This window comes from Formivibrio sp. oc-25 (assembly GCF_055810895.1).
Genome location: NZ_JBVVOL010000047.1, coordinates 1 through 11,826, shown reverse-complemented (window position 1 = coordinate 11,826; position 11,826 = coordinate 1). Strand labels below are relative to the sequence as shown.

11 protein-coding genes are annotated in these 11,826 nt (G+C 56.2%); 7 read left to right on the top strand and 4 right to left on the bottom strand.

Annotated features, from left to right (window positions below; translation table 11 throughout):
• The 3 genes from AC0KVQ_RS15730 to AC0KVQ_RS15720 form a co-directional block, all read left to right on the top strand.
• Positions 1-594 (top strand): Ldh family oxidoreductase (locus AC0KVQ_RS15730; RefSeq protein WP_473422137.1); only part of this gene is annotated, 594 nt, incomplete at its 5' end.
• A 30-nt stretch (positions 595-624) separates the two neighbouring features.
• Positions 625-1,668, top strand: a complete 1,044-nt coding sequence (locus AC0KVQ_RS15725; RefSeq protein ID WP_473422136.1) for an L-idonate 5-dehydrogenase — start codon at positions 625-627, stop codon at positions 1,666-1,668.
• Between the two features lie 283 nt (positions 1,669-1,951).
• The gene (locus AC0KVQ_RS15720) at positions 1,952-3,502 is read left to right on the top strand and encodes a SulP family inorganic anion transporter (RefSeq protein ID WP_473422134.1); all 1,551 of its coding nucleotides are present in this window, start codon (positions 1,952-1,954) and stop codon (positions 3,500-3,502) included.
• A gap of 53 nt (positions 3,503-3,555) precedes the next feature.
• On the opposite strand, the gene AC0KVQ_RS15715 is transcribed toward AC0KVQ_RS15720, so the two are convergent.
• A complete protein-coding gene (locus AC0KVQ_RS15715; protein ID WP_473422133.1) occupies positions 3,556-4,848 on the bottom strand; it encodes an aminotransferase class V-fold PLP-dependent enzyme in 1,293 nt (430 codons plus the stop codon).
• Positions 4,849-5,093: 245 nt separating this feature from the next.
• Positions 5,094-6,719 carry a methyl-accepting chemotaxis protein gene (locus AC0KVQ_RS15710; RefSeq protein ID WP_473422132.1) on the bottom strand — a complete coding sequence of 542 codons (1,626 nt, stop codon included), beginning with the start codon at positions 6,717-6,719 and terminating at the stop codon, positions 5,094-5,096.
• 382 nt (positions 6,720-7,101) lie between these two features.
• Here AC0KVQ_RS15710 and AC0KVQ_RS15705 point away from each other — a divergent pair, with 382 nt between their 5' ends.
• Positions 7,102-7,812, top strand: a complete 711-nt coding sequence (locus AC0KVQ_RS15705) for a FadR/GntR family transcriptional regulator (protein WP_473422131.1) — start codon at positions 7,102-7,104, stop codon at positions 7,810-7,812.
• Between the two features lie 50 nt (positions 7,813-7,862).
• On the opposite strand, the gene AC0KVQ_RS15700 is transcribed toward AC0KVQ_RS15705, so the two are convergent.
• Complete coding sequence (locus AC0KVQ_RS15700; protein WP_473422130.1) at positions 7,863-8,093, bottom strand: hypothetical protein; 231 nt, start codon at positions 8,091-8,093, stop codon at positions 7,863-7,865.
• A gap of 12 nt (positions 8,094-8,105) precedes the next feature.
• Here AC0KVQ_RS15700 and AC0KVQ_RS15695 point away from each other — a divergent pair, with 12 nt between their 5' ends.
• Complete coding sequence (locus AC0KVQ_RS15695; protein WP_473422129.1) at positions 8,106-8,486, top strand: hypothetical protein; 381 nt, start codon at positions 8,106-8,108, stop codon at positions 8,484-8,486.
• Between the two features lie 126 nt (positions 8,487-8,612).
• On the opposite strand, the gene AC0KVQ_RS15690 is transcribed toward AC0KVQ_RS15695, so the two are convergent.
• Positions 8,613-9,605, bottom strand: a complete 993-nt coding sequence (locus tag AC0KVQ_RS15690; RefSeq protein ID WP_473422128.1) for a bile acid:sodium symporter family protein — start codon at positions 9,603-9,605, stop codon at positions 8,613-8,615.
• A gap of 124 nt (positions 9,606-9,729) precedes the next feature.
• On the opposite strand from AC0KVQ_RS15690, the gene AC0KVQ_RS15685 reads away from it, so the two are divergent.
• A complete protein-coding gene (locus AC0KVQ_RS15685; RefSeq protein ID WP_473422127.1) occupies positions 9,730-10,524 on the top strand; it encodes an AraC family transcriptional regulator in 795 nt (264 codons plus the stop codon).
• 162 nt (positions 10,525-10,686) lie between these two features.
• On the top strand, positions 10,687-11,670 hold the full coding sequence (locus tag AC0KVQ_RS15680; protein WP_473422126.1) for an IS5 family transposase: 984 nt from the start codon (positions 10,687-10,689) through the stop codon (positions 11,668-11,670).
• Positions 11,671-11,826: the final 156 nt, after the last annotated feature.

Genomic DNA, 11,826 nt, shown 5'->3' with positions numbered 1-11,826 from the left:
TGGACCAACACCCAGCCGAACATGCCGGCCTGGGGCGCCAAGGATCGTCGGATCGGCAACAACCCGTTCATCATGGCCATTCCACGCAAGGAAGGCCACGTCGTAGTCGATATGGCCGTGGCCCAGTTCTCCTACGGCCAGATGGAAGCCGCAGCCCTGCGCGGCGAGCAACTGCCGGTACCCGGCGGTTTTGACGAAGATGGCAACATTTCGTGCGATCCGGTCGCCATTTCCAAGACCTGGCGCGTACTGCCGATCGGTTTCTGGAAGGGTTCCGGTCTGTCGATCGTGCTTGATCTGGTTGCAGCGGTTCTCTCTGGCGGCAACTCCTCGTTCAAGGTCGGCCAGTTGGGCGGCGATGAATACCAGCTCTCGCAAGTGCTGATCGCGATCGACGCCACCAAAATTGCCGGCAACGAATTCCTGTCTTCGGCCGTGAACGAAGTACTGGCCGACATCAAGGCTTCCGAGCGCGTGAACGAAAACCAGGAAATCATCTACCCGGGTGAGAAGGAACTGAATATCCGCAAGCAGAACCTTGAGCAAGGCATTCCGGTCGAGGACGTGGTCTGGGAAAAACTCAAGGCACTGTAATCAGTCTTTTCACTAACGGAGCAATGTGAAATGCAAGCAAAAGCCTGTGTGTTGCACGGTCAGAAAGACCTGCGCATCGAATCGGTAGCAGTACCGGAACTCAAGCCCAATCAGGTGCTCGTGCGCATCGGCGCCGGCGGCATCTGCGGTTCGGACCTGCACTACTATCTGGATGGCGGCTTTGGCGTCGTGCGCGTCAAGGAGCCGATTGTGCTGGGGCATGAAGTTGCCGGCACGATCGAAAAAGTAGGCAGCGAGGTGCACCGCCTGCAACGTGGCGATCGCGTGGCCTTGTCACCCAGCCGCCCGTGCGGCAAGTGCAAGTTCTGCCAGGAAGGTCAGCATCAGCAATGTCTGGACATGTGGTTCTACGGCAGCGCCATGCGTACCCCGCACAGCCAGGGAGCATTCCGTGAACTGATCGTGGCAGAAGTCAGCCAGTGCGAGCCTGTCGGCAACAACGTGTCATTGGGTGAAGCCGCCTGCTGCGAGCCGCTGTCGGTGGCCTTGCATGCGGTGGGTCAGGCGGGCGAGCTGACCGGCAAGCGCGTACTGGTTACCGGTTCCGGCCCGATCGGGGCTTTGGTGGTAGCCGCTGCGCGTTATGCCGGCGCATTGGAAGTGGTGGCAACAGACTTGCACGATGCCGCGCTGGAAAAGGCGATGGCAATGGGTGCCACCAGCACGGTGAATGTGTCGGTAGCACCCGGCCTGCAAACCGAGCAATACACCGCCGACAAAGGCTACTTCGATGTGGCGATTGAATGTACCGGTGTCGGTGCCGTATTGAAGGATATCTTCCCGGTATTGCGTCCGCGCGGCACGATTGTTCAAGTCGGCACCGGCGGTGATATGGCGATTCCGATCGGTGTATTGGTCGGCAAGGAAATTCGCCTGGCTGGGGCATTCCGCTTTCACAAGGAATACGCGGTTGCTGCGCGCCTGATTCGCGAAGGCCGAATCAATGTCAAACCGATCATCACGGCAACGCTGCCGGTCGATCGGGCCGTGGAAGCTTTTGAACTTGCTGCCGATCGCCGTTCGCAGATGAAGGTGCAGCTCACTTTTGCCTGATGCTGCTCACGTACTGAAGAAAAGGCCATACACATCCTGTACGGCCTTTTCTTTAGACGCCAATGCATTTTGCTTCTTCCATAGGTCGGGATTCACCCCGACACAATAATTAGGGCTGTCGGGTTAAAACTCGACCTACGGCGCACCGGCAAATTGGTGGACTTGCGTAAAAAACAATCAAACGTCAACAGAGCCTAACCCGGCACATGAATGTCGGAATGAGTACCGACCTACGGCATAATTAGCAGCTTGATAACAGAATTCGCATCGGAAGCTTACGTTCATGACGCAGGAAACCTCACTACCCCACACGTTTGGCAATGATCTCATGGCCTCGTTTGTGGTTTTTCTGGTGGCATTGCCCCTATGCATGGGTGTCGCCATCGCCTCCGGTTTTCCACCGGCCGCCGGTATCGTGACCGGCGTTATCGGTGGGCTGGTGGTGGGTGTTATAGCGGGCTCTCCCCTGCAGGTCAGCGGGCCCGCTGCCGGTCTCACAGTGCTGGTCTGGCAACTGTTGCAGCAATACCGATCCGGCACGCTGGGGGTCATCATCCTGCTGGCCGGCCTCATTCAGGTCGTTGCCGGATGTCTCAAGCTCGGGCAGTGGTTCCGGGCCGTTTCTCCCGCCGTGATCCACGGCATGCTGGCCGGCATCGGCGTACTGATTTTTGCCTCGCAGTTGCATGTCATGCTGGATACCAAACCACTCGGCAGCGGCATCGATAATCTGCTGGCACTCCCCGCCCGACTGCTGGAGGCCATGACCACACAGGGGCCTTCGCTGCATGCGCTTGGCATCGGAATGCTGACCATCGCCGTGATTGCCGGCTGGGGCCGTTTTGCTCCGGGCAAACTCAAGATACTGCCCGGCCCGTTGATGGCGGTGCTGGTCGCGACACTGGTTGCCGCAGTGTTCAAGCTGGAAGTTCAGCATGTGGATGTCTCCGACAATCTCTGGTCGGTGATTCAGTTCCCGCAATGGGCAGACCTGAAGCATGTGGTCGAAATCCCCGTCCTGCTTGCAGCCGTTTCCGTGGCCTTTATTGCCAGCGCCGAAACCCTGCTGTGCGCCAGTGCTGTGGATCAGATGCACCAGGGTCCGCGGACCCGCTATGACCAGGAGCTGCTCGCACAAGGTGTGGGCAATACCCTGTGCGGCCTGCTGGGCGTGCTCCCCATGACCGGCGTGATTGTCCGCTCCAGCGCCAACGTCAATGCCGGCGCCCAAACCCGCGTTTCCGCCATTGTGCATGGGGTCTGGCTGCTGCTGTTCGTGGTGATGCTGCCCTTCACCCTGCGCCATATCCCGGTGGCGAGCCTGGCCGGGATTCTGGTGTTTACCGGTTATAAACTCGCTTACCCCAAGGCTGTACCGCAACTGCTGCAATTCGGGCGCAGTGAGGTGGCGATCTATCTCTCGACCATTCTGGTCATCGTGACAGAAGACTTGTTGAAGGGCGTGATCTTTGGCCTGCTGCTGTCGCTCTTCAAGCTTCTGTATGTATTTTCCCGGCTGCAGATCGTGCGGGAAGACGATGCGGACAGCAATCGCGTTGATCTGCACCTGTCCGGATCAGCCACGCTGATTCGCCTGCCGATGCTGGCTGCAGCATTGGAAAAGGTTCCGGCCAGAACCGAGGTATTCATCCATTTCCAGAACCTGGACTATATCGACCATGCCTGCCTGGATCTCTTGGCCAACTGGGAACGCCAGCACTGCGGGTCGGGCGGCAAGCTGGTGATCGAATGGGATGAACTGACCTGGAAGTATCACCAGCGCCGGGGACATCAAGCTACGGAGCCTGCACCTGGTCTTTCTGCCAGGACTTGATCAGGCGGCAGACTGAAAAAAGGGGAGCCAGTTGGCTCCCCTGCTGTTTGCACTCAGTTTTGCGAAAATTTGCCTGCTATCTTGCTGGTCACCGTCAAAAAACGATCAATATCGTCGACCGTGTGGCAATGCAACGGCGATACCCGCAGCGCGCCTTTCATGCCGCAGGATTCGAGCATGCGCTTTGAATACAGGCTGCTGGTGATTCGCTCGTAGACAATCACGCCTTCTTTTTCGTATTCCTTTACCGCATCGGTATAGTCAATGCCATCGATGGCAATCGCCATGATGAAGTCACGTACCATCAGATCCGATTGATCAAAGAACACGGTCACACCGGCAATATCGTTCAGGCCCGGCACCGTTGGGCTGCCGTACAGGAAGCGGTGATGCAGGGCGCGTTCATGCAGCTTGATCCGGGTCATGCCTTCGACATAGCACGTCCGTCTGTCCTGGCTATCGGTAAACTGGCCGCCAATCCAGCAGACATAGTCAACCACTTCGCTAAGCGCCGCAAACATGGCCGGCACCGTGCTGCCCAGTTCCCAGTTGTCCGCAGCCTTTTCCAGCAAGCGATCATGCGGCAGCGTGGCCACGCGATCGGATACCCAGCCAAAGCCGGCGCCCCGATTGCCAAAGCACTTATAGGCAGCGAAATTGGCGCCATCGATCTGCAGTTTCTCGACATCGATCACGCCATGCGGCGCATGCTGAACCGCGTCGACAATGATATGCAGATCGGGTTTAACCTTTCTTGCCTCGGCAACGATGCGCTCCATATCCAGAATGGCGCCGGAGATGTTCGAGGCATAAATCACGCTCAGCAGACAGGTATCCTGGTCAATCAGCCGGACAATTTCCTCGACATCCACCCCGCCAGAGCGCGGATTGGCCTGCGCCACCCGGAATTCCATGCCCATTTTTTCGGCATACATCTTGGCGGCATCATAGGCGGAAGGGTGTTCGATATTTGTGGTGACGATATTCTTGCCAGGAACATTTTCCGCGATGGCACCCGTCATCTGGAACATGACTTGGGATGCTGTCAGCGAGGTGAGGATACTGCCGGATTGCGCATTGAAAATGGTGCGTACATCGGCAAGCCCGGCATTCTGGATGCGTTGGAGCATCAGTGCCGTGGCATGCAAGCGCCCCGGATTATCCGGCAAGGCTTCAATCCGGTTATGTGCCTCGACGGCCGCTTTCAGTCGCAGCGATCCGCCGGCATTTTCGAAAAACAGTCGCTCGCCCAGAACCGGGTCGGTTTCGACGTGATAAAACTTTTCGCGAATTGTTTTTTGCAATTCAGCAGGAAAAAGCAGCCCTTGAGCGTGATGGTCGGCCATTTCGATGATCTCCGGATTAAATATCCCCTATCAATCACAAGGATATATAGCTAAACGATTCCAGCCATGCGCCTCAGAACCCGTTCACGATCTGTCGCGAGAGGCTGTCAGCAGGGTGAAGAGCAGCGCAAAAACCGGAATGTACAAGGAGTACATGAGGACGCCCCGAAGGAAGCACCTTTTCAGTGTTTTGAGCAGCGCATGAGCCCTGATCACGGCCTCGCAGCAAGAGCGTGAACTGGTTCTCACAGGCGATAGCTGGCCACAATCTTTTGCATGCCGTCGGCCAGCCGATCCAGCTCGCGGGCCGCATCGGCACTCTCTTCCGATGAAGCACTGCTTTCTTCGGCCATCTGCGCGATCCTTTCGACTTGAACTGCGATATTGTTGGTCGCTGCCCCCTGCTCGCGGATCGCATTGGTAATTTCATTGACCATGCCGACAGACTGACGGCTACCTCTGCTGATCTGTGAAATGGCCACGCTGGCATCGTTGGCACGCTCCACGCCTTGCGACACCTTTTTCACAGCCGCTTGCATGCCTTGCATCACTCCGCTGGCCGTCGCCTGCATGGTGCCGATCGTACTGGCGATTTCCTGGGTTGAGGCAGCCGTGCGCTCGGCCAGCTTGCGCACTTCATCGGCCACCACGGCAAAACCGCGCCCCTGCTCGCCAGCGCGCGCGGCCTCAATCGCTGCATTCAATGCCAGCAAATTGGTCTGATCCGCCACATCCTTGATCACCGCCACCACCGAAGAAATCTGGCTGCCCTGGGATTCCAGCGCCTGGATGCATAGCGCAGCCTGGCTGACGGTCTCGGCGATATCCTTGATATCCACGACCGTCTGGTTGATGACGCTCTCGCCGGAAGTGGCCAATCTGCCAGACTCCGTGGAAAGATGATTGGCCTCTGCCGCGCGATCACCCACGTGGTTGATGCTGACTGTCATTTCTTCCACTGTAGCCGCCATATCGGCAGCCGCCGCACTTTGTTGCCGTGAGGCGGTGGCAACCTGATCGGATGCTTGTGCCATCCGCGACGAAGCCTCCGCCACCAGGCCGGCACTTTGCGAAATCCCCTTAAGATGGCCTTGCAGCGTCTCCAATAAGCGATTCAGCAGACCGGCCATCTTGCCCAATTCATCTTTCTTGCCGGCATCCGCCCGCAGGGTAAAGTCCAGGCTCCCTTCGATACGGGTGATCACACTTTCCATATTGCGCAGCGAACCATTGATGCCGCGAACCAGAAAGACCCCAAAGCCGATCACCACGACAATACCCGCCAAACCAATCACCGCAGCAATCAGTTGCGTAGTGCGTGCAGCAAGTGTGGAAGTTTTAGCCTGTTCGCTGGCGAGTTGCCGGTTGTAATCTGCACGCGCCTTGAGCGCGGCTTCCAGCTTGATCCCGATCGGTGACACCTCGTTGTTCACCGCCTGGATTGCCGGGTTTTTCAGAAAATTCCGGGATAGATCCAGGGCATTGGCACTGGCTTTGCGATACGCCTGCAGCAGCTGTTTTTCAGCCGCAAGCATCTGCTTGTCCTGGTCATCGCTCAGCAGGTCGGCTTCATAGTGATCGAGTTCCTTGGCCAGCGCCTGATCAATCTCGCTGATCAGCTTGTCGAACTCGGGGGCTTTGGCGATGTTGTCATTCTGGATGTGCTGGATTACCGCAAGGCGATACTTGAGAAACAGCGCTTCCGCTTCAGCCACCGAAGCCAGACTCGGCACCGTTTGTTCCTGGGTGTGGTTCATGACACCACTGACCATGCTGATGCCATAAAACCCCGCCACCCCGGAAAAAAGCAATGCGATCACGGCGGTCACAATCATGATCTGAAGACGACGAGCAATACTGAGTTGGCCCATGAATTTCCTCTGATTCGCCAGTTTGCGCACTGATTGAATAAGCGGAAATATTAAAGTATTTGGAATTTCTAATTTTCAGAACAAAAAAACAACTTTCGTATGGAGGGAAACAAAATACTTATAGGGTCAGTCTGAATTTCTGGGCAACTGATCCAGATTCCAAACTCAATGCCCCCTGCGAACCACCTCGTAACGGTGGGCGAGCAATATTCGCCCAGATCAACACACGCACTCAGGAATTAATGCAATAATTGTCTGACAATAAACAGTCATAGGTGGCTGGACATTGCCAGGAAGTCCAGCCAGCCCTATGTTTTATCGGCACTCAGGCCGCTCATGATGGGTAGTTGAACAGCCCGCACCGGATATGACTGGATTAGTGGTGGAAGAACATATAACCAAGCTCGACCGCATCGTTGAACAGTTCGGCAATGAAATCGTTCAGGGGAAATACGTTGCGGGCTCCGCACTCCCGGCGGAGGCCGAACTTTGCCAGACGTTCGAAATTTCACGCGCAACACTGCGCGAAGTGGTCAAAGTGCTCGCGGCCAAACGGCTGATTCATGTCAAGCGACACAGCGGACTACTGGTCATGGCCAGGGAAAAATGGAACTACCTCGATACGGATGTGCTGCGCTGGGTGCTCTCCACCACAGACAATTATGAGTTCATCCACATCCTGCTTGAAACACGCAGCGTAGTTGAACCCGCGATTGCCGAGTGGGCAGCACAGCGCGCCACGGCATCCGATCTGCTCGAAATGGAAACTGCGCTTATAGACATGGATCGGTTTTATGAAGACAAAACTGCCTTCAATGAAGCCGATATCCGCTTTCACCGGGCACTGATTGCCTCAGCCCACAACTTTGTGATCGAGCAACTCGGCGAAGCCATCGGCACCCTGCAGCGAGCAGTATTCGATGTCACCTACTTCCCGGACAGCAATACGCGCGAAGTCACCATCAATCAGCACCGAAAACTCTACGATGCGGTACGCCTAAAAAACCCCAAGGTCGCGCGGAAAATCAGTACGGCGATGATTACTGGCGTTGAAAAACGCATAGACGAGAAATACGGCAAAAAAGCCAACTGAGTAAATCCCTCACACCGCCAGGAAGTGTGAGGGTTATCTGAAGCTTCACATCAGAACGTCAGCTGCACCTTCATCTGCGAGCAGCGATCCGAGGCCAGTTCGAACGCTTCCACAGCCTTCTCGATCAGCAGGGTTGCGGTGATGATCGGCTTCACATTGATGCGGCCTTCCTTCAACAGGCGCGCAGCTAGCGCGTATTCACTGTGGAAGCGGAACGCACCCGCCAGGTTGATTTCCTTGCCCACCAGCACGCCGATCGGGATCGATACGTCGCTACTCACGCCGACTTGCGCATGCAGAAGCTCATGGCAGAACGGGAAACCTTGCTGATTGAACTGGCCAGCATCAAGCGGCAACAGTCCGCACCTCTGGACAAGATCACACCCAAGCAGGTCGAGAAGTTCTGTCATGCACTGAGGGAGCGGTTATTCAGCGAGCCAGCCTTCGCCAAGCAATACTTGCAGCTGTTTGTGTCGGAAATCCGGGTGGGGGAGGAACGCGCAGAGATGAGGGGCAGCTATACGCTACTGGAAAATTCAGTCGCAGAAATGAAAACGGGCACCTCGTCGGTGCCCACTCTCATACGCAACTGGCGTCCCCACGGCGAGGGCAGTCTATCCCCGGTGTGTTCGCATGGAAACGTATCGACTTCCGAAACGAACCAAGCCACCTAAGCTGCCAAACACGCACGGCCAGCCTCGAAGTTTACCGCATTCCGCGTGAGGGTCAAGCAACAGATAATGCCAATGGCTTCCATTGACCTTGCCCGTCAATGACGTTCTGGGGATTCGGCTGTTGAATCAGCGTCGGGCGTAGCGGGCAGCGAGAATCGAGCAGATAAACAGCTGCAACTGGTGATAGAACATGATCGGCAGGACGATCAATCCAAGGGATTGGCTTGCGCCAAACAGCAGTGCAGCCATTGGCACGCCAGTCGCAAGTGTCTTCTTGGATCCGCAGAAGACAATGGTAATTTCATCCTCGACCGGGAAGCCGAGGTATCGAGCGAGCAAGGTCGATAGCACGAGTACAACGCCGAGCAATAGCGCCGCCCCAGCCAAAGTGACAACGATGATTTCCAGCCCATTATCACGCCACAGTCCGGCCGCCACGGAATTGCAGAAAGCGGCAAAGACCAGCATCAGAATCACCAGCTTGTCGAGTTTGCCGGTAACGGTCTTGTAGCGCTTGAACCATTGAAAGAGGAACGGACGTGACAACTGGCCCACGGCAAGTGGCAATAGCAGCATGCGGGCGATACCAAGGATGGTATCGAGCAGTGGCAAATTGCCAGCAGCACCGTGAGTCGTCGACATCAGGCTCACTAGCAGCGGTGTCATTACGATTCCCAGAATACTGGAGAAGGTGGCATTGAAGATGGCCACCGGCACATTCCCTTTGGCCATGGCAGTCATTGCCACAGATGAGGTAATGGTCGATGGCAGCACGCAGAGATACAGGAAACCCAGCATCAGTGCTGGAGGAATGATCCCGGAAAACAGATGCAGGAATGGATAGAACAATAGAGGAAAGAGTGCAAAAGTGAGGAGCTGAATGATGATATGCACAGGCCAGCGCAGCAGCCCGGCTTTGAAACTTTCCAGAGAGATGGTCATGCCGTGCAGAAAAAAGACCACCGCCACACCGATGTCGACCGCGTTGTCCATGTGCAGCCAGCCTCCGCTCTTGCCAGCATCGGGGAAGAAACTGGCAAGCAGGACAGTAATGAGCATGCCGATCAGAAACCAGTCGCGGCCGAAACTGCGCAGGAGGGCAAACAACGAGGAAAGCATGGTGACTCCACGGAAGAGGCTTTATTTCGATGCAGCGGCTACTTGAGATGCCGGTGCAAACACTATAACTTCACCAGTTATTTCCGTCTGCCGTCAATCGGACAACAAATGTCGATAATCAGCCATGACTAACACACGCCCACCCCATTTGCGCACGGAGCGTTCCTTTCCTGAACTCGTAGCCCTGCAGCGTCCATTGTTCGCGCGCACCGAATCGTTAGCTGCAGGAACATTCAGTACAGTACATCGGCATCCTTGGGGACAACTATCCTATGCTATCGAGGGCGTGCTAGACATCCGCACCCCACAGGGAAATTACGTGGCATTGCCGCACTGTGCTGTATGGATTCCTGCAGAACTAGAGCACCAGGTGATCAATCTTGGCCGAGTAGAGATGCGAAGTTTTTTCGTCGACCCAACACTTTTCCCTTGGGAGACTGGCCGTTGCCGCGTATTACAAGTGTCCGCATTGGTACGCGAATTGATTAAGGTCGCGAGTACATTACCGCCAGACTACCCGTTAAGTGGACCAGAAGAACGTCTGGCACAGGTGCTGATTGATCAGTTGAAGGCATTGCCTGAGGCAATATTTTCCTTGACCTTGCCAAGCGACAAACGAGTTCTTGTCATTTCGCAAGCCTTGCTGGAGTCTCCCAATGACAGGCGGACGCTGGCGCAATGGGCAGAGCAGACGGGAACATCGGAGCGCAATCTGGCGCGACTATTCAGACGCGAGACAGGTCTTTCATTCCGACTCTGGCGTCAGCGGCAACGGCTTATGTTGTCGCTTGGCGGGTTGGAGGCAGGACACCCTGTCACACGCGTGGCGCTGGACTACGGCTACGACTCGCCGTCAGCGTATATCGCGGCATTTCGGGCGCTGTTCGGATGCACGCCGGGTGAACTGGAAAAGCGCTGAACAAAATCCCTACGAACTCACCTTATTACGCTTTTAAATTCAGGGCGTACGCCACACAGCGATAACTGGTGCAGTTATTACTTAAGGAAACGCTGAAAAAATTCCCGATTCCGAACAAGGCTTGAGAGAATTACGCCCTTGCCACCCGGGACGTCATGGACCATGCAAAGCAGCTTCTCTGATCTGGAATACGCGCACAAGAAGCGGGTGACGCGTCGAGATCGTTTCCTTGCGGATCTTGAGGTCGTGACCCCGTGGCAGGTCCTGGTTAGCGCGATTGCACCGTACTACCCGAAAGGCGGAGGGCGTGGTCGCCCGCCGATTGGGCTGGAAAAGATGTTGCGCCTGTACATCGCCCAGAACTGTTTTGGTCTCTCCGACGAAGGCATTGAAGACGCGCTGTACGACAGCCAAGCCATTCGGCGTTTTGTGGGCATTGACCTGGGACGGGAATCTGCCCCTGACGCCACGAGCGTTCTGCGCTTTCGGCGACTGCTTGAAACGCACCAGCTGACCGACACGATCTTCAGCGGCATCAATGCGCATCTTGCCGAGCGCGGCCTGTTCCTGCGCCAAGGAACAGTGGTCGACGCCACCCTGATTGCAGCCCCGCCCTCGACCAAGAACCGGACGGGGGAACGGGACAAAGAGATGCACCAGAGCAAGAAGGGCAATCAATGGCACTTCGGCATGAAGGCCCACATCGGCGTGGACGCTCATTCCGGACTCACCCATACCGTGATTGGCACCGCCGGCAACGTGCATGACATCACCCAGGCCCAGTCGCTCCTGCATGGCGAGGAGACAGACGCCTTTGGTGATGCCGGCTACACCGGTATCGAGCAGCGTGAAGAGAGCCAAGGCGTTCCCGTCACTTGGCACGTTGCCCTGCGTCCGGGTAAACGGCGAGCCTTGGGCAAGGACACGGAAGGCGAAGTGCAGGAATGGCTGGAGCAGACAAAGGCCAGTATCCGAGCGAAGGTTGAGCATCCCTTCCATGTTGTGAAGAATTTCTTCAAGCACAAGAAGACGCGCTACAAAGGGCTGGCGAAGAACACCGCCCAACTGTTCACCCTGTTTGGACTGGCCAATCTGGTCTTGGCAAGGCGATGGTTGTTGGCACCAGATGCCCAAGGTACGTCCTGAGAGGGGCGATCAGGCGAAAATGGCCTGCAGAAGCCACTTTTAACGATGATTTTGGGCGAATCAGGCACACAATTGATCAAAGGCGGGGCGTGTCCGAATTTTTGTGTAAACGGGTTTCAGGTTAAAGCTGGGCGATGCGTTCGCCGAACTCGATGG

Excerpts from the sequence above, each read along its gene's own strand:
- AC0KVQ_RS15725 (WP_473422136.1), top strand. The coding sequence starts at position 625 with ATGCAAGCAAAAGCCTGTGTGTTGCACGGTCAGAAAGACCTGCGCATC.
- AC0KVQ_RS15720 (WP_473422134.1), top strand. The coding sequence starts at position 1,952 with ATGACGCAGGAAACCTCACTACCCCACACGTTTGGCAATGATCTCATG.
- AC0KVQ_RS15715 (WP_473422133.1), bottom strand. The coding sequence starts at position 4,848 with ATGGCCGACCATCACGCTCAAGGGCTGCTTTTTCCTGCTGAATTGCAA.
- AC0KVQ_RS15710 (WP_473422132.1), bottom strand. The coding sequence starts at position 6,719 with ATGGGCCAACTCAGTATTGCTCGTCGTCTTCAGATCATGATTGTGACC.
- AC0KVQ_RS15695 (WP_473422129.1), top strand. The coding sequence starts at position 8,106 with ATGCAGAAGCTCATGGCAGAACGGGAAACCTTGCTGATTGAACTGGCC.
- AC0KVQ_RS15690 (WP_473422128.1), bottom strand. The coding sequence starts at position 9,605 with ATGCTTTCCTCGTTGTTTGCCCTCCTGCGCAGTTTCGGCCGCGACTGG.
- AC0KVQ_RS15685 (WP_473422127.1), top strand. The coding sequence starts at position 9,730 with ATGACTAACACACGCCCACCCCATTTGCGCACGGAGCGTTCCTTTCCT.
- AC0KVQ_RS15680 (WP_473422126.1), top strand. The coding sequence starts at position 10,687 with ATGCAAAGCAGCTTCTCTGATCTGGAATACGCGCACAAGAAGCGGGTG.